Origin of the sequence: Vibrio sp. 10N.222.52.C12 (genome assembly GCF_041474215.1) — a bacterium.
GTDB lineage: Bacteria > Pseudomonadota > Gammaproteobacteria > Enterobacterales > Vibrionaceae > Vibrio > Vibrio crassostreae_C.
Genome location: NZ_JBFRTR010000115.1, coordinates 18,370 through 41,251, shown reverse-complemented (window position 1 = coordinate 41,251; position 22,882 = coordinate 18,370). Strand labels below are relative to the sequence as shown.

The window sequence follows — 22,882 nt, the reverse complement described above, 5'->3', positions numbered from 1 at the left end:
AGACGCGTAATATTTTAGTAGAATATTTTGTTATATATTCACAGTAAATGATGAGAATTAATCAGATGAAAACAGCAGTAATTACAGGCATTACAGGCCAAGATGCAGCATACCTTGCAGAATTGTTACTAGAAAAAGGTTACAAAGTATACGGTACATACCGTCGTACAAGCTCTGTGAACTTTTGGCGTATCGAAGAGTTAGGGATTGAGAATCATCCTAATCTTGAGCTTGTTGAATACGATCTAACGGATCTTTCTAGCAGTATTCGTTTACTACAAAATACTGGTGCAGATGAAGTATATAATCTTGCTGCACTTAGTTTTGTGGGCGTATCATTTGATCAACCACTTACTACTGCAGAAATTACAGGTATCGGTCCGGTTAATCTTTTAGAAGCTATTCGTATTGTGAATCCTAAGATTCGTTTTTACCAAGCATCGACTTCAGAAATGTTTGGTAAGGTACAAGAAATCCCTCAACGTGAATCTACGCCATTTTACCCACGTAGCCCATACGGTGTTGCAAAACTGTATGCTCACTGGATGGTGATTAACTACCGTGAGTCATACGACATTTTTGCTACTAGTGGCATTTTGTTTAACCATGAATCACCGTTGCGTGGTCAAGAATTCGTTACACGTAAAATCACTGATTCTGTAGCGAAAATCAAGCTAGGTAAGCTAGATGTGCTTGAGCTTGGTAACATGGATGCGAAGCGTGACTGGGGCTTTGCTAAAGACTATGTAGAAGGCATGTGGCGTATGCTTCAAGTAGACAAGCCTGATACTTATGTGCTTGCTACAAACCGCACTGAAACAGTTCGTGATTTTGTTACGATGGCATTCAAAGCTGCTGACATTGAACTAGAGTGGAATGGTTCTGAAGAGAACGAAACAGCAACAGATAAAGCGACTGGTAAAGTGGTTATGAGAATTAACCCTAAATTTTACCGTCCTGCAGAAGTTGAACTGTTGATCGGTAACCCAGAAAAAGCGAAGAAAGAGCTTGGTTGGGAACCTACAACGACACTTGAAGAATTGTGTGCAATGATGGTTGAAGCTGACCTTCGTCGTAATGAGCAAGGTTTCTCATTCTAGTATTTAACGTTTTTTGTAAAATGGCAGCAGTTTTCTGTTGCCATTTTTTTTGAGATTAAATTATGAAAAAAGTATTGTTAACTGGCGCTGATGGCTTCACTGGCAAGTATGTTGAAAGTGAACTGATCTCGAGAGGCTACTCAGTGGTTGGGCTCGTTTACCGCGAAGCTAAAGATGGTCAGGTTGCTTGTGATCTAACTGATCGTAACGCTGTGTTGGAGTGCCTCAAAGAAATAAAGCCGGACTACATTATCCATCTTGCGGCGCTGTCTTTTGTGGGGCATTCTGACCAAAAAGCATTTTATGATGTTAATGTTTTTGGTGCTTTGAATTTGCTAGAAGCCGCAAAAGAACTTGGGCTAGAATTAAAGAAAGTGGTACTTGCAAGCAGTGCAAACATATACGGCAACCCCGAGAATGTACAGCGTATTTCGGAAACCGTTTTACCTTCGCCGGTTAATCATTATGCAATGAGCAAACTTGCGATGGAGCATATGGCGAAGTTATGGTTCAGCCAGTACCCAATCATCATTACTAGACCATTCAACTACACTGGCCCTGGTCAAGCTGGGCAGTTTTTGATCCCGAAAATTGTGTCTCACTTTCAGAAAAAGGCTTCTGAAATTGAGTTAGGTAATACCGATGTGTCTAGAGATTTTAGCGATGTCCGTGATATAGCATTAGCCTATGCGAACCTTTTGGAATCTGATGCTCAATCTGAAATCGTGAACTTGTGTTCTGGTCAAGTGACTTCACTACAATCGATTATCTCGATGATGGAAGATATTGCTGGTTACAGTATCAAGGTTCGAGTTAATCCAGACTTCGTACGCGAGAATGAGATTAAAGTATTGGGTGGTGATAATGCTAAGCTTACATCATTAACAGGCAAGGCTCCCTCGATCATGATCGAGAAAACTCTGGCTGACATGTATCATGCAAAATAAGTTGTTGATCAACGTATCACCAATTAGAGAGCCATTGACGGGTATAGGCTACTATACCCTTAATATCCTTAGTGAATTACTCTCGTGTGATGTGGATGTTATTGGTATAAAGAATGGTAAGTTGTTAACCCCAGAAGAACTGCTTGAACTTGCCTCTCAATTTCAAAATCCGACGCCTAATGATAAGTCTCCAAACAACAAGAAACGATTGGTCGTGGAATTTTTAAGAGCGATTCCAGGTGTTTATCAACTTAAGAACTATTTGTTGTCTTTGCGAGCACAAAAGCGATTAAAAGGTTTGGCAAATCAAGGGTATGTCTATTTTGAACCAAGCTTCATACCCTTTGATTACGAAGGAGTAACAATTACGACTGTCCATGATTTGTCGTTCCTGTCTCATCCTAGTTTCCATCCTGCAACAAGAGTTTCATACCTAACGAATAAAATGCAGGGCTCAATTGCTAAATCTGATCATATCGTTGTGGATTCTGATTTTATTTTGAAAGAGCTTCATGACTTCTTTCCTGATAGCAAAGATAAGAGTTCCACGTTGTATTTGGGAGTAGCTGATGGTTTTAGGCCTTATGCAAAAGGCGAGTGTGATGGGTTACTTCGTTCACTGAAAATAAAGCATAATCACTTTGTTCTGAGCGTGGCAACGTTAGAGCCTAGAAAAAATTTAAGTAAGCTGATTGATGCTTATAAGCTGTTACCCATTTCGATTCGTAATCATTACCCTTTAGTCTTGGTTGGAGATCAAGGTTGGAAAAATACAGAGCTTATGAATAATGCGAAAGATTTGGTTGAGCGTGGTCAAATAATTTTTACAGGTTACGTAGCTGATGGTGACTTAAAGCGTTTGTATGCATCGACCGCTGCTTTTGTTTACCCGTCATTATATGAAGGCTTTGGATTGCCGGTTATTGAAGCGATGGCATCTGGAGCCCCTGTGATTACGTCTGATATTGGCGCGACAGCTGAGGTGGCTGCAAGTGGAGCTCTTCTTGTCGACCCTTGTGATGAAGTTGCTATTTCTGATGCGCTTGTAAAGCTTATTCTGCACCCTCTAGATAAAGTGAAGCTGGCAGAGAGCGGTATTAACAGAGCTTCTAAGTTTAAATGGTCAAATACGGTTGAGCAACTCCTTGAGATAGCGTCTGTTACCTCAAGAAGTTCATAACTTAGTTCCTTGTAAGCTTATGCGATGCAATGAGTTGGTTATATAGCGCTATGTAATTATCCGCATAGCGTTTTGCTGTAAATTCATTTTCAAAACGTTGGCGTGCTCTTTGTCCGAGCCTTTGGCATAGCTGCTCATCATTGTCCAACGTTTGCATAGCCTCTGAAAATGCTGAACCATCTGCAGGTAGAACTGTGAGCCCTGTTTCTCCATTTGCATTCACATAAGAAGAGCCGGTTCCTATATCGGCACTTACAATAGGCTTACCAAACATCTGCGCTTCTACTAATGAAATCCCGAATGCTTCAGAGCGCAAGTGCGAGGGAAAGACAAAGGCTTTTGACAAAGAGTGAAGTGCGACTTTATCTTCTTCAGAAATGAATCCAACGAGTCTCACATTCGTGAGTGAGTGCTCTTTGATATACGCTTCTAGATTATCCCTTTCTGGACCATCACCAGCAATTACAATAGGTAATCCATTTAATTTAGCCGCCTCAAGAAGGTATTGCAGTCCTTTATAGTATCGAAGTACACCTACAAACAAGAAAAAACCTCTACCAACGCGGTTCTCCCACTTTTTCAGTTCGTTTTCATTTACAGTTGGATAAGTAGATTCATCGATTGCAAGAGGAATAACATCGACTTTATTCGCATATTTGATCAGGTTTTCGCTTGTCTGCGCATATTGAGGTGAACTGGCAATGATTCGGTCAACTTTAGTCAGGAAATGTTGCTCAAGGGGCTGGTAAATTTTCTTTAGTAACTTTTGTTTAACTATGTCGGACTGATAGCTTACTAAACATGGTTTTTTAGGTGCGACGAGGCTGAGCAAATCACCAGTAGGCCAAGGATATTGATAATGGATTATATCGTGTTGCTTACTTAACTTTCTAAAACGGCGAATTAGACTAAATGAAAACCCGTTAGACGAGATCTCGAAATCTTTTTTGACGACAATGATTCGACTACCTTCAAAGTCATACTCTTTATTCTCTGAGCCTAAAGTTAGGATGGTATTTTTGATGCCTTGCTCACTGCTACCTTTACAAATATAACGAATTGCTTGCTCTAAGCCTCCTTTTGTTTCTGGGTAACAAGTGCGGTAAACATGTAGTACTTTCATTAGGTTCTTAATCCATCAACTTAAATTAGGTTTATATCCAGTTGGAGCTTCTAACAATATTTGAATAATGCATTCTTCATCAAAGTTATGGCAGCACAAATCCAGTTGATCCAACAGGGGCTGCATTTCGTTCCAACTGAGTATCTGTTCTCTAGCCGTCATTATTTTCTGGTGGCCGCTGCCTTCCACATTATCCCCAATTAACAGCTCTTCATAGAGCTTTTCGCCTGGACGTAGTCCTGTGAATTTTATAGAAATATCGCCCTCTTGAGGTGATCCTTCTATATTTTCTTGCATACCCATGAGGTGAATCATTCGTTTCGCTAGGTCTAAAATCTTGACTGGTTCACCCATATCGAGGACGAACACTTGACCATTGTTACCCATTGCTCCTGCTTGTATAACAAGTTGAGCAGCTTCGGGGATCAGCATGAAATAACGAATGATATCAGGGTGAGTGACAGTTACAGGGCCGCCACATTTGATTTGCTTTTTGAATAATGGAACAACCGAACCTGAAGAGCCTAAGACATTACCAAAACGTACCATTGTGAAATTTGTGGTGTTTTGCTTATCTGCCAACGCTTGAAGAACCAACTCAGCCATGCGCTTGGTTGCCCCCATTACGTTGGTTGGTCTCACTGCCTTATCTGTTGAGATTAGAGTGAAGTTTTTTACCCCGGTCTGGATCGCAGCTTCAGCGCAAGCAAGTGTGCCAAACACATTATTACGAACGCCTTCAACAATATTATCTTCAACTAATGGAACATGTTTATATGCTGCAGCATGGTAAACAGTTTCAACTCCATGCGCTGCCATCACTTTTTCTAAGCGGTTTTGTCTCTGAACGGAGCCAAGAGCTGCAACAATTCGAGTTTCGCTTTTTAAGTTTATTTTTGTCGAATTTAGTTCTTGGTCGATTTTGTAAAGGTTGTATTCATTTAACTCAAACAGCACAAGAGTTTTGGGTTTCTGTGACATGATTTGACGACAGAGCTCAGAGCCAATAGAGCCTCCAGCACCAGTGACAAGAACATTCTTATTAAAAATATTTTGCGCTAAAAGTGCCTTGTCAGGGTCCACTGCAGCTCTTCCAAGTAGATCTGCAACGTCTAAGTCCTTTACGTCAGTTGCTGTCGCTTTTCCTGCAGCAATATCTTCTACTGATGGAACGGATTGTACTGCGATTGGCCAATGTGACAACTTTTCAACCAGCCTCAAGCGCTCTCCTTTATTTATCCCATTAATGGCTAAAAGCAGCTTTACGGGTTGATAAAGGGATTGAAGGTGTTCAAATTCACTTGGGTGATGGACCTTTAGTCCGAACATTATTTGACCTGACTTTGTAGGGTCATCATCAAGTAAAACTACTGGGTTGTATTCGTCTCCCTGAATTAGGGCATATGTTAGATCGCGACCAGTTGCTCCCGCGCCATAAATAAATACATTGGGCTTCTGACGTTTAAACCAGTGATAATAAATTGAACGGATGAGGATTCTGGGGCCACCTAAAGTCAGCGTTGCCAAACCTGCATAGATAAATGGAACACTTCTAGGGATGAACGAGTGGAAAAAAAAGCCGCTCATAATTAAAGCTAAGGTGGAAATTATTACGCCAAAGAAGATGTTGCCAACTGCGGGCAACATCATATAACGTAAAACTGCTCGGTACATCCCTAGCTTAACAAAGCTATAAATAGTGATCGATACAGTAACAAATAGTGTTATTAGTTCTTCGACTTCTACTTCAAAAAATGCGTTTCCAAGTCGTAAGACAATCGCCAAATAGAGTGAAATAACGATAGCAAAAATATCATAGCCAATACTGATGAAACGCTTATGCTTGCGTTTAGCATTTAGCAAAATGTGTATTGGTCTGATCATGATATTCCTTAACGTGTCACTGAGCGTCTTGAGTTTGATTGTTGTTAGTTTTTAGCGTGTATTTTAATGTTCTTAAGTGCGGTAAGCTAGATGTAATTGGTTGTTATGTGTTACCTAATCGGTTTACTGTTTATTTTGTTTGTTATTTGTTCGATTGTTGAGCGGTTTGTTTTATGAAACTTTTGGTTACAGGTAGTACTGGTTTTGTCGGCTCTAGAGTTGTTGAGTTGGCCAAAAAGCGAGACTGGGCAGTCATTCCGGTTGTGCGTAAGCAAATAGAGCCACTAACTAATAGCTTGGTTATCCCTTCCATTGATGCTTCTACCGATTGGTCTGGTGCATTCGAAGGTGTGGATTGTGTTGTTCATTGTGCTGCTCGAGTGCATCAAATGAATGAGAGTGAGCAAGGTGCTTTAACTGCCTATCGAGATATCAATACCCTTGGCACTTTGAACCTAGCGAAGCAAGCCGCTGTAGCGGGCGTTAAAAGGTTTGTATTTGTCAGCTCTATTAAAGTTAACGGTGAATTCAGTGAGCCAAATTTACCCTTTGAACCGAATTTAAAGAATACTCCGCAAGACCCTTATGGTTTGAGCAAGTATGAAGCTGAAGTTGAGTTGGCTAAGCTTTCAAAAGAGACAGGGCTAGAAGTGGTTATCATTAGGCCTCCATTAGTTTATGGGCCTGGCGTCAAAGTAAATTTCTTATCTATGATGCGTTTGATTGATAAAGGCATTCCGTTACCGTTTGGTGCTATAAAGAACCAGAGAAGCTTGGTTTATTTGGATAATTTGTCCGATTTGATACTAACTTGTTGCGAGCACCCTTCAGCTCCGGGCTATACCTTCTTAGCTTCTGATGATCAGGATGTATCGACAACTCAATTGATGCAAACCATCGCTCATGCTATGGGGAAATCACCGCGATTAATTCCAATCCCAATGTCTTGGATACAAGCTGGATCGTCAGTTTTAAATAAACAGCACATAGCGCAAAGAATATGCGGCAACCTCCAAGTGGATATAGGTTTGACGAAAGAGATCTTGGGATGGAAACCTCCTGTAAGTTTTGAACAAGGGCTCAAAAGAACCGTAGAAGCTTACTTGAAGTCGCATTGATGCGTTTTAGGTAGCTTATGGCTTTCATATCCATAAATTCTTCAGGTATCCTTTATTGATTAGTGGTGCTTATAGCGCCCCATGTTTTCAATCCGAATTTGATAGGACACATATTTTGATTCGTTTGTTAGATTTTGTTTTTGCTTTCTTTGGCCTGCTGTTCCTATGGCCAGTATTTCTCATTATTTGTATCCTTGGTTACTTTGATACGGGGTCGCCTGTCTTTTTTCAGACCCGTGTAGGTCGTAACAAAAAACCTTTCACCTTGGTCAAATTCCGCACCATGCCAGTCGAAACCAAGTCTGTAGCGACTCATTTAGTTGGAGCGAGTTCAGTGACTAAGCTTGGTGGATTCCTGCGTAAAACCAAACTTGATGAGCTGCCTCAGCTGTACAACGTGCTTAAAGGTGAAATGAGCTTAGTCGGTCCAAGGCCATGTTTGTTTAACCAACAAAAACTGATTGACGAGAGAGAATCAAGAGGGGTTCTCTCTGTTAGGCCTGGTGTAACGGGTTTAGCTCAAATTAATGATATCGATATGTCGACACCTAAGTTGCTGGCGGAGTGGGATAAAAAGATGATTCAAAAGTTATCAGTAAAACTCTATTTTCTTTATATTATACAGACAGTTTCAGGCAAGGGTTCTGGAGATAGGGTGTAGTGAGGAATAGCCTAGGTAAGTCGAGCGGATTAATTAAGCAGGGGGTTCAACTTGGTTCTCTTAAGGTTACAGGGGCAATCGGGGCTTTACTAGTTAACTTATTACTGGTTCGCTTATATCAACCAGAGATTATTGGGCAATATTTTATTTCTCTCGGTATTCTTGTTTTTGTATCACAATTGGCTACATTGGGAGGGGGGCGATTACTCGTAAAGAATATTGCCGCCAGTTATGACTTAAAAGAAAAATACTGCGCTATTTCTGCTGCTTTTTTGCTTTCCTTATTGGGTGCATTGATCTGTTTTGGATTGTATTTTGGGGTGTTAGTTAGGTTGCTTGACTTAACTGTTGAACTAGGTTTATTTGAAATATACGCAATGTCATTGTTTTTTTTAACGATGACTATATTTCAAGGTCATAATAAAGCTCCTTTGGGGGCGTTTTTTCAATTTGTTTTACAACCTTTTATATTTGTTGTTTTAGTTCTGAGTGTACCTAAATATTCTCTTATTAAATTGTATTCTTTTAGTGTCTTTTTGACGCTAGTTATTGCGCTAGGTTATTTGATTAAAATGGGTGATATAGGGTTTAGTCGAATATCAGTTGCTGAGTTAAATAAGACATTCAAAAGCACATTGCCATACCTGTCGATTATGGTTCTTGGTCTTGCGGTTACACATCTGGTGCTGCCTTTATCTTCATTTTGGTTAGATGATAAGAGTATTGCAGTGATGGGAGTTACTGCTCGTTTAATGAATGTTTTGTTCTTTGTAGTTGTTGGAGCAAGAATATTACTCTTACCTCGTTTTACTAAAGCGGTGAGTCTTAAAGATTCAAAAGCAGTATTGAAGTTGGGTTATGTGGGGGCATTCTTTCCTGTCGTTACCATGCTGTTTGGTGTAATGATTATATTTGTTTCCAGTGAAGATATTATGAGGATGTTTGGGGAGGAGTATGTATCTTTTCATGAATTATTGATTTATAGCTCACTATTGCTGATTCCTGCAGCTTTTTTGGGGTGGACTGAAAGCTTTTTAATAGCCCACAATAAATTAGGCTATATTACCATTTCGACAGTTATGTCCGCACTTGTCGTTTTTGTTTTTCTCGCTGTGTTAACTATTAACTATGGAATATGGGGGGCTGTGTTAGCCTCGATTGGAGGTAAAACCATTTATACTTTATTTACGGCTTATTTTTCATATAAGTTTCAGAGTGACGTAAATAAAAGTTAATATTTATATTGAGCAACTAAAATAATATCGCCACTGTGTTTGAATAGTTTTGATTTTACTAGTGACCACAATGTCCCTAATAAGAGGTGTTTTTTACCTGATTTCAGCCTTCTATCTTGATCAAAATAGAGTTCCTTTACTTCAAAGTTCAACCCTTCGATAAGTTTTACAAAGGTGATTGGTGTAAAAGTGTAATAGTGGTCATTACTGACTTTCTCTCGTTGTAGTAATAGAGCGGGAAGCGCATGTTTTATATTGTATGCATTTGGTACCGCAAAAATAACTTGTTTAGTTTTTACAATGTTCATTATTTTTTTTATGAAGCCTGTTAGATCAACAACATGCTCTATCACATGAGATAAAACGACATAATCATACTCTTCTTCTAGGTACTTGTTTTGATCATTGAATATATCGCAATAATCAACATGGTATCCTTTTTCTTGCAGTAATTTAATGCCCTTTTCATTGATATCAAGCCCTGCTGTATAGCTGGCTTTTTGGGAAATATTGTGGAATTGATGTTCTCCTTGTTCTATGTACTTTTGCATGGAGAGCATATCAATCATATCTACACAGCCAATCACTAACACTCGTTGATCTTTGCATAGTTCAGGAATTGAGTGTCGTCGGATATCTAGTAGTGCCACTTTTTTAAATGAAAGTTGAGCATTATCCCCAACTTTAGTGGATGTAGTTATTATGTTCACTATTGTTCCCTTTTAAGAGTTAGGAGAGTGTAATTCTTGAAGTAAATGTTGGTGATAAAGGACGACATCACTGGCTTTCCAGTCTTGATAAAAACTTTTTCCATAAAGGGTTACTGGTTTTTCAAGGAGTAAAGAATGTAACCCTCCAGTGGAGTTTATTGTATATACATGCTCACTTTCAAGAACGCTTTCCAGCAAAGCTCCCTGGTTACATATGAGAATACCTTCTTGTTTACAAAAATGGATTTGTTCTTGTATTACGCAGAGTTGTTTTTCTCCAGGGTGAAGCCGAACGATAAGAGGAAGTCCTTTTGATTCTGAATCTTTGTGTGCTTTTTTAATTGAATCAATGGCATTTGTATTAGATTGAAATAAGGTTTGTGAATCTTGTGCTACTTGTCCTATGAATAAATTGAAGTTACTTGGGCGTTGTAAGCTCCTATGGCTATGAATTACCTTTCTAACTCGATAGATCTCTAAAGCTGTTTTTAATTGCTGCAAGGGAGATGAATGAGGTGCTGTTGTTTTTAGGCAATAAAAGCCTATCAGGTTCACAAACTGTTCTAGAGCTTTACTTAGTATTGATGAGTCAACGTGTGGTGGACGAAAAGTTAGTAATCGTTTTTTTAGCAGTTCTATTTCTCTAGGCGTCACAGTACGAGTTCTTCGCAATTCTTCTATTTTATGATGATGATCTGCATCCGCATTTACCCCTGTATAACTTGACTGGTATTTATTCGGGAAATTAGCTATTTCAAAGTAACGAATATTATGATGTGTAGTCTTTATTTCTAAAGCGACGTATTGAAATCCTGAGAATACCCATAGTTCATCATTTGGTTCTACTAATTTTTTAAAGTTACTTCGGTTAATACCATAGTGATATTCTCTTTGTCCCTTAATCTCTTCAATGCTTGACTGTACTGTGTTTTTCTTAACTTTACTTTGTCTAAGTAAAATATGGCTGCCAGGATACTTTTTTGTTTTTGCTAGCACATAGGTATAGATGTTCGAATGAAGTACATAAGAGGGTGTAGTATTTTCATTCTTAAGGACTCGTTGGAAAAATTCAAGTCGAGTGGCATTGTCAATGAGTATATGTACTACTTTTTTTTGCTTCATTACGCAGATCCATCAGTTGTTAGTAAGGTCCTAACCGTTTTTATTGCGATAGTTAAATCTAACTCGAAGCTGTAGTGCTTAATATAATAGATATCATAGCCTAGCTTTGTCTGCGTTGATTCTGAATTGTCGGTATATCCTTGATTTATCTGTGCCCAGCCGGTGATTCCTGGCTTTACCGTATGGCGATAGTTGTAAAATGGGATTTGCTGTTTGTAGGACTTAACAAATTCAGGTTGCTCAGGTCGAGGGCCAATTAGGGACATATCTCCCTTTAATACATTATAAAACTGCGGTATTTCATCCAATCTAAATTTTCTTAACCAAGCACCAATAATATGAATTCGATGTTTTTCTTGAGTAGCAAATTGTGTACTTTTGATTGATGCTGAATTGTACATGGTTCTGAATTTATACAGAGTAAATGTTGTACCATTTTTTCCAACTCGAGTTTGGGTGTATATTACTTTTCCTGGATCTTGTATATAAAGTAGAGCTGAAATAATAGAGCATAAAATAAGAGTTATAGGCAAAAATAGTAAGATAAGAGTTGCTTCTAGTACGGGCTTTATTTTTAAGTATCTAGAGTTTGGGATGAGAGATTGTAAGGTGGTTTCGGATAAATGAGTAGTTGATACTTGTTTATTTAATCGCTCAGTAATCACTTCCGAATGATAAACGGGTATTTGAGCAAGAGCACAATCTGCAAGGAATTGAGCTGTATCTCTTGAGTGTATTTCATGGAGATTAGTAACCAGTCCATCGGAGTTTTTTTTGATTTGATGTAGTGATATGTCTTTTTGATACTGATATATGGTAATGTTTTTATAACTTGAGTCAACACTATCTACTGATCCAGTAAGAGAATATAGTGTAATTTTTTGTTTTTTATGTAAACGATAATAGATGAGAATCCAAATAAAGGTTAAGGCAGCCCCTATAAGCAAAGCAGGACGAGAGTAATCTATTCGGATGAGTGTAATAAATAGAGCTGAAACGCCATAACTACTTATAAGTGTAATAATGAACTCATGCTGTTTATTTGAAAATAGTCTATTTTTTGACGGAAGAGTATAAGTAGTTAATAAAAATACAAACATAACCAAAATCATAGAATTAAGAACAGTGTTTGGTAAATGAGAGTATGTGAATAGACACCAACTTGTTATGATTAATTGAATGCTAAGAAGTGCCAATGAATGTTGGATCGTATAAAGCTTCATAGTAATTCGTATATTGTATTTCCTGTGGTGGAGTGTATCAAAATTTTAGGTTAGCAGCGAGGTTATAAGGTGCAGGTTTTTCCTAAATTTAGGGAGCTTAATCTCAATTTTCGACCTGTTTTACTCAGCTTTCATTCCAAGATCTAGATTAATGACCAAACTTAGTAAATCCTGGGTCACTGACGTTTGGATTGGTGAAGGAGCATGCTAACAATGACAACAACACAACCATTGCGGATCTAGTTTGACTCATGCGAACTAGCTCATTAACCAAGCGTGCATTGTTACTAGTTCCGATAATGGAGGCCAGCATTCTGGGAATTGGTTATCATCGGGAGCTAGGTGTTAGTTGTCAGAATTTATATGCTTCAAACTAGCATTGGTATAGGGGGCAATATGAAAAATACTCAAGCTTGTGAGATTTCTCCGATTATTAAAGCTTTAAGAAAACAGACTTGACGGAGTAGCCATCATCTAATTCTTAGGCTAACAGGGATTATTTATATAAACTTTAGTTTGGAAACAAAGTATCGGTCACCATCAAATGACGCTTTTTTTCACATTCGATCATCCTACCTGCGCCCTTTCTTGATCTTCCGCTACAGTTTTGACTGTAAACTGTAGTAAAATTACGCTAATTTGTTTTTATACCGATTTATTTTGAATTGAACGAGGTCAGTCCTATGTCAGCTAAGAAGCCAATGGCTCTAGTGATCCTTGACGGTTACGGTTACCGTGAAGACAACCAAGACAACGCTATCGCGAACGCTAAGACTCCAGTTTTAGACGGTCTTATTGCTAACCAACCTAACACGCTAATCTCGGCTTCTGGCTTAGATGTAGGCCTACCTGATGGCCAAATGGGTAACTCTGAAGTGGGTCACACCAACATTGGTGCGGGTCGCGTGGTATACCAAGATCTTACTCGTATTACTAAGTCAATTTCAGATGGTGAGTTCGGCCAAACTGAAACGCTAGTGAACGCTATCGATAAAGCGGTGAAAGCTGAGAAAGCGGTTCACATCATGGGCCTTATGTCTCCAGGTGGCGTTCACTCTCATGAAGATCACATCTACGCAGCTGTTGAAATGGCAGCAGAGCGTGGCGCAGAGAAAATCTACCTGCATGCATTCCTAGACGGCCGTGATACGCCGCCACGCAGCGCAGAAAACACACTAGCACGCTTCCAAGAACTGTTCGCTAAGCTAGGCAAAGGCCGTGTGGCTTCGCTTATTGGTCGTTACTACGCAATGGACCGTGATAACAACTGGGATCGCGTTCAAGAATCTTACGACCTGCTGACTCAAGCAAAAGCTGAGTTCACATTCGACACTGCTGTGGCTGGTCTAGAAGCAGCTTACGCTCGTGACGAAAACGATGAGTTCGTTAAAGCGACTGAAATCAAAGCTGAAGGCGAAGAGTCTGCAGCTATCGTAGATGGCGATGCAGTTATCTTCATGAACTACCGTGCTGACCGTGCTCGTGAAATTACACGTGCATTCGTTCCTGATTTCGATGGTTTTGCTCGTAACGTATTCCCAGCGATCGATTTCGTAATGCTGACTCAATACGCGGCAGACATTCCACTTCTATGTGCATTCCCACCGGCTTCTCTAGAGAACACTTACGGTGAATGGCTATCGAAGGAAGGTAAAACACAGCTACGTATCTCTGAAACAGAGAAATACGCGCACGTTACTTTCTTCTTCAATGGCGGTATCGAAGACGAGTTCGAAGGCGAAGAGCGTCAACTTGTTGCTTCTCCAAAAGTAGCAACTTACGACCTACAGCCAGAAATGAGCGCACCAGAGCTAACTGAAAAGCTAGTTGCAGCAATCAAAGGCGGCAAATACGACGCGATCGTTTGTAACTTCCCTAACTGTGACATGGTTGGCCACACTGGCGTTTACGATGCAGCAGTTAAAGCAGTAGAGTCGCTAGATGAATGTCTTGGTAAAGTGGTTGAAGCAATCAAAGAAGCTGACGGCCAACTGCTTATCACCGCAGACCACGGTAACGCAGAAATGATGGTTAACCCAGAAACGGGTGGCATCCACACTGCACATACTAACTTGCCAGTGCCGCTTATCTACGTAGGTAACAAAGACGTTGAGTTCAAAGAGGGCGGTAAACTGTCTGACTTAGCACCAACGATGCTTTCTCTGTCTGGTATCGCAATCCCGGCAGAAATGTCAGGTGATGTGATCGTTAAATAGTCAGTAGTTAAATAGTTGTTTGGCTCAGCGGCTCACGTTGAGCTTTAACGATTTTGAAAGCCCGCACTTCAAAGTGCGGGCTTTTTTATAGATGTGAGATACGAGTAAGCGAGATGAGAAGAGCTTAAGAACGGATGCGTGATGTGAGATACGGGTAAACGAGTAGCGAAGAGCTTAAGGACAGGTATTGGGTAAGAAAAACATGCAGGGGAGAACATAAGGGCACGACCTTAAACAAAAGACGAAAAGAACAGTTTTGATGAATATCGAAAGAGTGACATTTCTTGAATGATTAGGTAGCTTAAGGCTCATACTATACTTGTCTTTTACCTTATATTTAGGCTGTTTATATGAACTCAAACCCAGACCGTTGGAAGCAACGACTGCAAAACTTAATGAAAGCGCAGCAAAGGCTTGAGAGAGCGTGCTCACAAGATAGCTACAATGAGTTAGAGCTCGCTGGGTTAGTACAAACTTTTGAATTTTCTTTCGAACTGACATGGAAGACCCTTAAAGACTTACTTGAGTTTGAAGGGTTTGATGTGGCTTCGCCGAGGAGCGTTTTTCGTACGGCCTTAGAAGCTAAGCACCTGTCTTCGGAGCAGTGTGAGATTATGCTTGAAGCACTCATAAAACGAAATTTATTGTCCCACACCTATGATGAGGAAAATGTCCTTGAAGCTCAGTCACTGATCTTAGAGTCATTTTCACCAGTGATAGGGCAAGTCACACTCTATTTAAAGCTTAAATGTGATCAAGAGGGTCAATGCGAACAAGAGGTTAAATGTGATCGATAGTTATTTGGTTAAACCAGACTCGGTCGGCCTTAAGCCTCATCAGTATCAGTTGATTGAGGATATTGTTTTGAGTCATGCCGCAGTCATTCATGCCTGGGTATTCGGTTCTAGAGCCCTTGGAACTTATAAAGATAACTCCGACATCGATATTGTTATCGAGGGGCATGGGATTTCGTTAAGTGTCGTCGCAGGCTTGCAAGATCGTTTAGAACAGTCGTCGCTTCCATTCAAGGTTGACTTGCTCGTTAAGCATAGAATTACATCGAATGAGCTACTTGCCCATATTGACACTTATGGGATTAAACTAAAGTAACCGAACGTATTATTATCAGCGTAACGGTGATGTTGATTCTTGAACCGATTGTTTACGTTTTGCCAGTTTATCTCGAATCTGAGTACCTGAATTGACTCGGCCATGTTTTTTATCATCAATAGAAAACGATAATAGTTTCATTAGCGCTATAGCTCCATCTCTACGCTTTCGATCTTCATAAGATTCAATCGTATCAGTGGACATTACCATCACCTCTTTGTATGAAATTTTAAATATAGACTATATGTTGTCTGGTGATAATGGCGCTTCTTGATGGCGAAATTTTATATTATTGATCTAGTGAGATAAGGTTTACTTCTTTTTATTTAAGATCGAACGCTCAAAATCTAACAACCACTCTTTGCGATTCATACCGCCGGTGTAGCCGGTTAATGTTCCATTCGCGCCGATGACTCTATGGCAAGGCACAACAATACTAAATGGGTTCTTGCCATTTGCACCACCCACAGCTCTTACTGCTTTTGGGTTATCCATTATTTTCGCTTGTTCACCGTAACTGATGGTTTCGCCATAAGGAATGGTTGTTAAAGCTTGCCAAGCTACTTTTTGAAAGTCAGTGCCTTTTATCGCTCTTAATGGCAAATCGAATTCTATTCGATGACCTGCGAAGTACTCATCTAACTGTTTCGCTGCCAGTTGGCAAAGGTCATCTGGATTGCTAATCATTAGCTCTTCGTGATTTATATGGTCAATTTCAATAAGCGACACACCATTGCTAACAATGATCATCTTGCCAATCGGCGCGTCATAGAACATTTTGTAAGTGGTGTCTTCCATGTCATCTTCCTTTTTTTAGTCTTTTTCTGCTCTCAAGCTCTTAAGTCTTTTCGCATCACGGTTACTCGCATCTCGTATCTGCTCTTATATCTTTTCGCATCCCGTATCTGCTCTTATATCTTTTCGTATCCCGCATCTGCTTTACCCCTTACACGAAGCGCAAACAAGTACCCTGAAATACCGCCGACAATGTTCCCCAAGGCTAAGCCTATAAACAGCCCTTCGACACCATCAATTTGGCTGCCTATCCAAGCGAATGGCAAGGTAAAGACAAACAAACGCATGAAGCTCCATTGAAAGGCTTTGAGTGGTTGATGCATGGCATTCATCCCACTGATCAGCATCATCACAATGCCTTGGAATCCATAGCTAAAGGGCACGACTAACAGGTAATGCCACAATATGCCTCGGACGGATTCTTCTTGAGAGAACAGGGCAGCCAAAGGAATGCTCAACGGCACCATCATTAAGAAAATCAAACCTTGGAACATCACAGCAAAACGCATACTCAGAAACAGTGCCTTAAAACTGCGTTGTGGGTTGTTTGCGCCAAAGTTCTGCGCCATGAAAGGCGTAAGCGCCGAAGTAAGAGACATCAACACAATGATAAGAATGGACTCGATACGTTGCGCTGCGCCATACGCCGCCACGGCTTCAGTCCCTTGTTTGGCCAGCATCATCATGATGATAGCGCCGGCAAGTGGGTTCAGAGCGTTAGACAAAGCCGCTGGGGTGCCTATTTTTAAGATCTGTCGCCAGTCACTGACGATGTTTGTCAGCTTAGGCGGCGCAAGCAGTTTTTCTCGCACCATCAATACGTAGAGTGAGCTACACAAAGCACCAAACCAACTGAAACCACTGGCAATCGCAGCGCCTTGAATCCCCAGTTCAGGAAAAGGCCCATACCCGAAGATGAGTAGCGGATCTAAAACGCCATTGATAAGGCCAGCCAGTAGCATGATCTTGGCGGGTGTTTTCGTATCACCGGTCGCTCGAATCGCGCTGTTGCCTGCCATGGGGATGACCAACAATGGGATCGCGAGATACCACACCGACATGTATTCCGATATCAGCGGCAACAACTCTTGCTTTGCTCCTAGCAGGGTAAACATAGGTTCTAAGGCGATAATACCTAATGTAGACGCGCAGCCGACCAGAAGCAGAGCCAGCAATAAGCCATGACAGGTAAAGCGTGCTGCATTTTGTGCGCTGCCTTGGCCAAGTAATCGACCGATACATGTCGATAAGCCAATACCAATCCCCATGGTGATGCAGTTGATGGCAAAGGTGACTGGAAAGGTAAAACTCACCGCGGCTAAGGCTTGGGTGCCAAGCAATGAGATGAAGAAAGTATCGACGAGGTTAAACATCAAGATCGCCACCATACCGAATATGGTCGGTATGGTCATGGTACGCAATGTACTCTCAATTGGGGCAGTTAATAGCCCGTGCTTATCTTGCATGCAAAACGCCGATAGAAACCAAAAGCGTAGGATAAACAGATGCGGGATACGAGTAAACGAAAAGCAGGGAAAGATGAGGGGTGAGAATCTGCACTTTAGCTCACAATTTTTTCGTTCCCCCCTTGGGATCTTTCACATCGCCCCCAACATATTGTTTGACCCACGCTAATCGTGGCAACTATCAAAATTTAAATGGAAATTATCAGGAGATAAGACCGATGAATATCCGTCCTCTACATGACCGAGTTATCGTTGAGCGCCAAGAAGTTGAATCTAAATCTGCTGGTGGCATCGTTCTAACTGGTTCTGCCGCAGAAAAATCGACTCGCGGTATCATTCTAGCTGTCGGCAAAGGCCGCATTCTAGAAAACGGTTCAGTGCAACCGTTGGACGTAAAAGTTGGCGATACCGTTATCTTTGCTGAAGGTTACGGCACGAAAACTGAAAAAATCGACGGCAAAGAAGTTCTGATTATGTCTGAAAACGACATCATGGCGATCGTCGAGTAATCTATTTTTCATTTAACTCTCAGTAAAAGTTATCAGAGCCAGTATTGGATGATTCATATCGTCATTCCAGAAATGAGGAACGAATTATCTGGAATCTAAACAGAGTGCGATTTGAGTAGATTCTGAATCACGTTCGTCCCTCACTGTTCAGAATGACGCGATAACGCTGAGACGCCCCGAAACAAAGAATTTGAAAGGAAATTAAGATGGCTGCTAAAGACGTTAAATTTGGTAATGACGCACGTATTAAAATGCTAGAAGGTGTAAACGTTCTGGCTGACGCAGTAAAAGTAACGCTAGGCCCTAAAGGCCGTAACGTTGTTCTAGACAAATCATTTGGCGCACCGACTATCACTAAAGATGGTGTTTCAGTTGCACGTGAAATCGAACTTGAAGACAAGTTCCAAAACATGGGCGCGCAAATGGTTAAAGAAGTGGCTTCGCAAGCGAATGACGCGGCGGGCGACGGTACGACTACAGCAACAGTTCTTGCTCAAGCAATCATCACTGAAGGCTTAAAAGCCGTTGCTGCTGGCATGAATCCAATGGATCTTAAGCGCGGTATCGACAAAGCAGTTATCGCTGCAGTTGAAGAGCTAAAAGGCCTTTCTGTTCCATGCGCAGATACAAAAGCTATCGCGCAAGTAGGTACTATCTCTGCGAACTCTGATTCGACAGTAGGTAACATCATTGCTGAAGCGATGGAAAAAGTAGGTCGTGATGGCGTAATCACGGTTGAAGAAGGTCAGGCTCTACAAGACGAGCTAGACGTAGTTGAAGGTATGCAGTTCGACCGTGGTTACCTATCTCCTTACTTCATCAACAACCAAGAAGCGGGTTCTGTTGATCTAGAAAGCCCATTCATTCTTCTTATCGACAAGAAAGTTTCGAACATCCGTGAACTTCTTCCGACTCTAGAAGCGGTTGCTAAGGCATCTCGTCCACTTCTTATCATCGCTGAAGATGTAGAAGGCGAAGCGCTTGCAACTCTAGTTGTGAACAACATGCGTGGCATCGTTAAAGTGGCTGCTGTTAAAGCGCCTGGTTTCGGTGACCGTCGTAAGTCTATGCTGCAAGACATCGCTATCCTAACTGGCGGTACGGTTATCTCTGAAGAGATCGGCCTAGACCTAGAGAAAGTAACGCTAGAAGACCTAGGTCAAGCTAAGCGTGTAACTATCACTAAAGAAAACTCAACCATCATCGATGGCGCGGGCGAAGAAACAATGATCCAAGGTCGTGTTTCTCAAATCCGTCAACAAATCGAAGATGCAACGTCTGACTACGACAAAGAGAAACTTCAAGAGCGCGTAGCTAAGCTAGCTGGCGGTGTTGCAGTAATCAAAGTGGGCGCTGCAACTGAAGTTGAGATGAAAGAGAAGAAAGACCGCGTTGAAGATGCACTTCACGCAACTCGCGCTGCCGTTGAAGAAGGTGTGGTTGCTGGTGGTGGTGTTGCACTTATCCGCGCTGCATCTAAAGTTGCTGGCCTTGAAGGCGACAACGAAGAGCAAAACGTCGGTATCCGTGTTGCACTACGTGCAATGGAAGCGCCTATCCGTCAAATCACTAAGAACGCAGGTGATGAAGAATCTGTTGTTGCTAACAACGTTCGTGCTGGCGAAGGTAACTACGGTTACAACGCGGCGACTGGCGAATACGGCGACATGATTGCAATGGGTATCCTAGATCCAACTAAGGTAACTCGCTCTGCACTTCAGTTCGCAGCGTCAGTTGCTGGTCTTATGATCACAACAGAAGCGATGATCACTGATAAGCCACAAGATTCTGGCCCTGCAATGCCTGATATGGGTGGCATGGGCGGTATGGGTGGCATGGGCGGCATGATGTAATCATCCCCCTTTCTCTATAGCAGAGAAAGTCACACATAAGCTTTAGAAAACGGAGACTTCGGTCTCCGTTTTTTTGCTCTTAAGCCTTATTTATTCGCATCCCGTATCTGTATTTCAGCTTCACCATCACCCTTTTTTCCAAAGCTCCTTGGTCAGCCTGCCTTGTGCGTAAACTGTTGTTCATCAATTTTTTGCAGCATCATGTCACGCTTAAATGGTTTTGGAAGATAATCGTTCATTCCACACTCGAAGCAACGTTTAATATCATCATCGAGCACGGATGCCGTTAAAGCGAGGATATGTGTTGCCTGAAGTTGCAGGTTTTCTTCATAGCGCCTGATTCGCTCTGTTGCCTCAAAGCCATCTACATTCGGCATCATGCAGTCCATCAAGATAAGGCCGATGTCTTGATGATGCCCTTTATATAAATCAATCGCTTCTTGTCCATCATTGGCAACCCAATATTCAATCCCTAACTTATCTAAATTGATACATACCACCTTCTGGTTTACGCGGTTATCTTCAACTACGAGGACTTTTTGACGTACAGTCGCTTCTATCGGCTCAGGTTGATGTTGAGGGGGTTGTGGCTGTGACCTTTCAAGCACGGAGTTCAACATGCTACTTAAGCGGGAACCGAGCATAGGAAGAGTCACATAGCCTGAGATAAAATGACACTCACTCATAGGATCACTAAGATTATCTTTCACTATGATGATTTTCACCTCTGGTGCTAAGCGATGCAGTGTTTTGGCTTGGTTAATATCTTCCATCAAAGCGATCTCTGGGAGGTCAGTTGCCGCCAAGTTTGTTTCGATTGATTTTAGTTGTGGTGAGTAACCAAGGCGGAACAAGTCATCGAGTAAAAGTTTCGATGGCGCATCTGAATAATAGACAACGGTTTGTTTACGATTTTTATGTTCAGAATGATCTGATGGCACTACGGTTAATTGGAAATGAAAGCAACTGCCCACGTCTTTCTCTGACTCAACGTTTATCGAGCCTCCCATCATTTCCACCATACGTGACGAAATACTAAGCCCTAATCCGGTCCCCGCAATATTGGAAGTGATGTTGGTATCTTCTTGGCAAAACGCTTTGAAAATGTGCTCTTGTTGGTCTGCTGCGATACCAATACCCGTATCTCGAACAGAAAACTCGACCACACACTCTGTTTCCAATGATGGAAGCCGTTTAGCGGTGAATACGATAGAGCCTTGTTCTGTAAATTTGATCGCATTTGAGGCTAAATTCATCAACACTTGGCGAATTTTATTCCCATCAACATGAATGTACTCTGGGAGCTCGCCATCAATTTCAACTTCCAACTTAATCTGCTTTTGATAAGCTTTAGAAGAAATCAGAGTCACGCTATCAAACAGCAGCTCTCTTAAGTCTGTCGTATGTGGATTAATTTCCAGTTTACCCGATTCAATTTTGGACAGATCGAGAACATCGTTGATCAACATAAGTAAGGTTTGAGAAGAGGTATAGATAGTCCCAAGGCAGTCTTTCTGTTCTGCGGATAGTTTGGTTTCTGCCAGTATTTCTGACATACCAATCACGCCATTAAGCGGTGTCCGTATCTCATGAGACATATTGGCAAGAAAGGCACTTTTTGCACGGTTTGCTTGTCGTGCTTTCTCTTGTGAAACAATCAATTGAGTTTCAAGTTGACTGGCACGCCACACAACATAAAGCAGCACCAGTAACGTCACCCCTCCTAATGCGGCTGTCGATAAGTAGCTGTACGACTTTATCTGCGTCAGGCTCTCTGCGATCTGCTTGGGTGTTTCGGTGAAAAGTAAGTTGAGCTCATCTTCAACATGATAAATACTGCTGGTGAGTTCTCCTTTGAGGCCGCTATCAGAGCTGTACCCGACACTCTTTAACCCTCGCTGCAATCGCCAAAAGTGGCGTTTAAAATTATTAAACGAAGCTAATGCACTGATCGTTCGGGAATTCTGTTCTATTTCATCTTGGATTTTGAACAATGAATCGACAATCTTATCTAATGTTGTCTGATCAAAATCGGTAAAGAACTGATACATGAGATCTTGTGTTTCTAAAGTCAATTCTTCAAGCTGCACATTATTGGATTCATGTACGAAGCGCTCAAGTGTCAACGCTGCATTTTTTAGTTTCTCAATGAGCCCAATTTGGTCCCTCTTGCCATGTATGCTGACTAACTCAAGGGCTAATAATGTAAAGGCGGTGTGGTACTCGTCGAGATACTCGACAACTTTGGCATAATTAAAAGAAATATTGAGGTCGCTTCGTACGATTTTCCCATCGATCTCAGCCAGCTTTTCGATCAGCTGACTTCGCTTTATATTGAGTTGTTCTTGAATCTCTGGTTGCCTTGTGGAAACAAACTGCTGCTCTTGTCGTCTGACAGAGAGCATAACGCTATAAGCTTCAGAAAGACTGAGCTGGAGATTAATCATGTCCTGCTCTTTGTTCTTCAGAGCATGGCTAACATAGATATAGAGGCCTAAAAATAACACGATAGCCAAAAAACCACGCGAAATAATCGCTTTAATGGTCTGTTTATTCGTAGGTTCCTTAATCATGATATTCCCACTGTTTCATATCGTTCTATTCCTATATTAGAATTTAGTTTATTTTCA

Annotated in this window: 20 protein-coding genes; 11 read left to right on the top strand and 9 right to left on the bottom strand. The window is 41.3% G+C overall.

The genetic code is table 11. The features are described 5' to 3' along the window. Positions 1–65: 65 nt before the first annotated feature. The 3 genes from gmd (at position 66) to AB4623_RS19875 (ending at position 3,227) form a co-directional block, all read left to right on the top strand. Positions 66–1,100 (top strand): GDP-mannose 4,6-dehydratase, encoded by a 1,035-nt coding sequence (gmd, locus tag AB4623_RS19885; protein WP_102540610.1) that lies wholly within the window; start codon positions 66–68, stop codon positions 1,098–1,100. 62 nt (positions 1,101–1,162) lie between these two features. After that, positions 1,163–2,047: a GDP-mannose 4,6-dehydratase gene (locus AB4623_RS19880; RefSeq protein WP_372147240.1), complete on the top strand. Its 885-nt coding sequence runs from the start codon at positions 1,163–1,165 to the stop codon at positions 2,045–2,047. Further along, positions 2,037–3,227: a glycosyltransferase family 4 protein gene (locus AB4623_RS19875; RefSeq protein ID WP_372147238.1), complete on the top strand. Its 1,191-nt coding sequence runs from the start codon at positions 2,037–2,039 to the stop codon at positions 3,225–3,227. Before AB4623_RS19880 ends, AB4623_RS19875 begins: the two co-directional genes overlap by 11 nt. Before the next feature lies 1 nt (position 3,228). Here AB4623_RS19875 and AB4623_RS19870 read toward each other — a convergent pair whose 3' ends face one another. Together AB4623_RS19870 and AB4623_RS19865 are read right to left on the bottom strand one after the other, a co-directional pair. Further along, positions 3,229–4,350: a glycosyltransferase family 4 protein gene (locus AB4623_RS19870; protein ID WP_371713979.1), complete on the bottom strand. Its 1,122-nt coding sequence runs from the start codon at positions 4,348–4,350 to the stop codon at positions 3,229–3,231. A 15-nt stretch (positions 4,351–4,365) separates the two neighbouring features. Next, entirely contained in the window at positions 4,366–6,234 is a 1,869-nt protein-coding gene (locus AB4623_RS19865) for a polysaccharide biosynthesis protein (protein ID WP_372126646.1), read from the bottom strand. Between the two features lie 173 nt (positions 6,235–6,407). Here AB4623_RS19865 and AB4623_RS19860 point away from each other — a divergent pair, with 173 nt between their 5' ends. The 3 genes from AB4623_RS19860 (at position 6,408) to AB4623_RS19850 (ending at position 9,248) form a co-directional block, all read left to right on the top strand. After that, complete coding sequence (locus AB4623_RS19860; protein WP_372147236.1) at positions 6,408–7,352, top strand: UDP-glucose 4-epimerase family protein; 945 nt, start codon at positions 6,408–6,410, stop codon at positions 7,350–7,352. A 112-nt stretch (positions 7,353–7,464) separates the two neighbouring features. Then, positions 7,465–8,013 (top strand): sugar transferase, encoded by a 549-nt coding sequence (locus AB4623_RS19855; protein WP_372118391.1) that lies wholly within the window; start codon positions 7,465–7,467, stop codon positions 8,011–8,013. Continuing rightward, positions 8,013–9,248 carry a hypothetical protein gene (locus tag AB4623_RS19850; RefSeq protein ID WP_372147234.1) on the top strand — a complete coding sequence of 412 codons (1,236 nt, stop codon included), beginning with the start codon at positions 8,013–8,015 and terminating at the stop codon, positions 9,246–9,248. The genes AB4623_RS19855 and AB4623_RS19850 overlap by 1 nt, the downstream gene beginning before the upstream one ends. Here the strand turns inward: AB4623_RS19850 and AB4623_RS19845 are convergent. From AB4623_RS19845 to AB4623_RS19835, 3 genes are read right to left on the bottom strand one after another with little or no spacing between them, the layout of a single operon-like run. Then, on the bottom strand, positions 9,245–9,958 hold the full coding sequence (locus AB4623_RS19845; RefSeq protein WP_372147232.1) for a class I SAM-dependent methyltransferase: 714 nt from the start codon (positions 9,956–9,958) through the stop codon (positions 9,245–9,247). The genes AB4623_RS19850 and AB4623_RS19845 overlap by 4 nt on opposite strands. A gap of 12 nt (positions 9,959–9,970) precedes the next feature. Then, positions 9,971–11,080, bottom strand: coding sequence for a hypothetical protein (locus tag AB4623_RS19840; protein WP_372147230.1), 1,110 nt, complete (start codon positions 11,078–11,080; stop codon positions 9,971–9,973). Next, the gene (locus AB4623_RS19835; RefSeq protein ID WP_372147228.1) at positions 11,080–12,180 is read right to left on the bottom strand and encodes a sugar transferase; all 1,101 of its coding nucleotides are present in this window, start codon (positions 12,178–12,180) and stop codon (positions 11,080–11,082) included. Before AB4623_RS19835 ends, AB4623_RS19840 begins: the two co-directional genes overlap by 1 nt. Positions 12,181–12,986: 806 nt before the next feature. On the opposite strand from AB4623_RS19835, the gene gpmM reads away from it, so the two are divergent. The 3 genes from gpmM to AB4623_RS19820 all read left to right on the top strand — a co-directional run bounded on the left by gpmM (position 12,987) and on the right by AB4623_RS19820 (position 15,629). Beyond that, positions 12,987–14,519, top strand: a complete 1,533-nt coding sequence (gene gpmM, locus AB4623_RS19830) for a 2,3-bisphosphoglycerate-independent phosphoglycerate mutase (protein WP_017060549.1) — start codon at positions 12,987–12,989, stop codon at positions 14,517–14,519. Between the two features lie 350 nt (positions 14,520–14,869). Next, positions 14,870–15,316 (top strand): HI0074 family nucleotidyltransferase substrate-binding subunit, encoded by a 447-nt coding sequence (locus AB4623_RS19825; protein WP_017093683.1) that lies wholly within the window; start codon positions 14,870–14,872, stop codon positions 15,314–15,316. Then, the gene (locus AB4623_RS19820; RefSeq protein WP_017067158.1) at positions 15,306–15,629 is read left to right on the top strand and encodes a nucleotidyltransferase family protein; all 324 of its coding nucleotides are present in this window, start codon (positions 15,306–15,308) and stop codon (positions 15,627–15,629) included. Before AB4623_RS19825 ends, AB4623_RS19820 begins: the two co-directional genes overlap by 11 nt. A gap of 15 nt (positions 15,630–15,644) precedes the next feature. On the opposite strand, the gene AB4623_RS19815 is transcribed toward AB4623_RS19820, so the two are convergent. The 3 genes from AB4623_RS19815 to AB4623_RS19805 form a co-directional block, all read right to left on the bottom strand. After that, positions 15,645–15,770 carry a hypothetical protein gene (locus tag AB4623_RS19815; protein WP_258183539.1) on the bottom strand — a complete coding sequence of 42 codons (126 nt, stop codon included), beginning with the start codon at positions 15,768–15,770 and terminating at the stop codon, positions 15,645–15,647. 171 nt (positions 15,771–15,941) lie between these two features. Then, a complete protein-coding gene (locus tag AB4623_RS19810) occupies positions 15,942–16,427 on the bottom strand; it encodes a methylated-DNA--[protein]-cysteine S-methyltransferase (RefSeq protein WP_102397872.1) in 486 nt (161 codons plus the stop codon). A 113-nt stretch (positions 16,428–16,540) separates the two neighbouring features. Continuing rightward, complete coding sequence (locus AB4623_RS19805) at positions 16,541–17,890, bottom strand: MATE family efflux transporter (protein WP_372147226.1); 1,350 nt, start codon at positions 17,888–17,890, stop codon at positions 16,541–16,543. 218 nt (positions 17,891–18,108) lie between these two features. On the opposite strand from AB4623_RS19805, the gene AB4623_RS19800 reads away from it, so the two are divergent. Next, complete coding sequence (locus AB4623_RS19800; protein WP_010433998.1) at positions 18,109–18,399, top strand: co-chaperone GroES; 291 nt, start codon at positions 18,109–18,111, stop codon at positions 18,397–18,399. A gap of 206 nt (positions 18,400–18,605) precedes the next feature. Beyond that, positions 18,606–20,252 (top strand): chaperonin GroEL, encoded by a 1,647-nt coding sequence (groL, locus tag AB4623_RS19795; protein WP_017061290.1) that lies wholly within the window; start codon positions 18,606–18,608, stop codon positions 20,250–20,252. Between the two features lie 152 nt (positions 20,253–20,404). On the opposite strand, the gene AB4623_RS19790 is transcribed toward groL, so the two are convergent. Next, positions 20,405–22,825 (bottom strand): ATP-binding protein, encoded by a 2,421-nt coding sequence (locus AB4623_RS19790; protein ID WP_017067161.1) that lies wholly within the window; start codon positions 22,823–22,825, stop codon positions 20,405–20,407. Positions 22,826–22,882 lie beyond the last annotated feature (57 nt).

What these genes read in the sequence shown, in the direction of transcription:
- groL (WP_017061290.1), top strand. Translation starts at nt 18,606, where the DNA reads ATGGCTGCTAAAGACGTTAAATTTGGTAATGACGCACGTATTAAAATG.
- AB4623_RS19805 (WP_372147226.1), bottom strand. Translation starts at nt 17,890, where the DNA reads ATGCAAGATAAGCACGGGCTATTAACTGCCCCAATTGAGAGTACATTG.
- AB4623_RS19815 (WP_258183539.1), bottom strand. Translation starts at nt 15,770, where the DNA reads ATGAAACTATTATCGTTTTCTATTGATGATAAAAAACATGGCCGAGTC.
- AB4623_RS19870 (WP_371713979.1), bottom strand. Translation starts at nt 4,350, where the DNA reads ATGAAAGTACTACATGTTTACCGCACTTGTTACCCAGAAACAAAAGGA.
- AB4623_RS19835 (WP_372147228.1), bottom strand. Translation starts at nt 12,180, where the DNA reads ATGTTTGTATTTTTATTAACTACTTATACTCTTCCGTCAAAAAATAGA.
- AB4623_RS19825 (WP_017093683.1), top strand. Translation starts at nt 14,870, where the DNA reads ATGAACTCAAACCCAGACCGTTGGAAGCAACGACTGCAAAACTTAATG.
- AB4623_RS19880 (WP_372147240.1), top strand. Translation starts at nt 1,163, where the DNA reads ATGAAAAAAGTATTGTTAACTGGCGCTGATGGCTTCACTGGCAAGTAT.
- AB4623_RS19810 (WP_102397872.1), bottom strand. Translation starts at nt 16,427, where the DNA reads ATGGAAGACACCACTTACAAAATGTTCTATGACGCGCCGATTGGCAAG.
- AB4623_RS19800 (WP_010433998.1), top strand. Translation starts at nt 18,109, where the DNA reads ATGAATATCCGTCCTCTACATGACCGAGTTATCGTTGAGCGCCAAGAA.
- AB4623_RS19865 (WP_372126646.1), bottom strand. Translation starts at nt 6,234, where the DNA reads ATGATCAGACCAATACACATTTTGCTAAATGCTAAACGCAAGCATAAG.
- AB4623_RS19790 (WP_017067161.1), bottom strand. Translation starts at nt 22,825, where the DNA reads ATGATTAAGGAACCTACGAATAAACAGACCATTAAAGCGATTATTTCG.
- gmd (WP_102540610.1), top strand. Translation starts at nt 66, where the DNA reads ATGAAAACAGCAGTAATTACAGGCATTACAGGCCAAGATGCAGCATAC.
- AB4623_RS19875 (WP_372147238.1), top strand. Translation starts at nt 2,037, where the DNA reads ATGCAAAATAAGTTGTTGATCAACGTATCACCAATTAGAGAGCCATTG.
- AB4623_RS19860 (WP_372147236.1), top strand. Translation starts at nt 6,408, where the DNA reads ATGAAACTTTTGGTTACAGGTAGTACTGGTTTTGTCGGCTCTAGAGTT.
- AB4623_RS19840 (WP_372147230.1), bottom strand. Translation starts at nt 11,080, where the DNA reads ATGAAGCAAAAAAAAGTAGTACATATACTCATTGACAATGCCACTCGA.
- gpmM (WP_017060549.1), top strand. Translation starts at nt 12,987, where the DNA reads ATGTCAGCTAAGAAGCCAATGGCTCTAGTGATCCTTGACGGTTACGGT.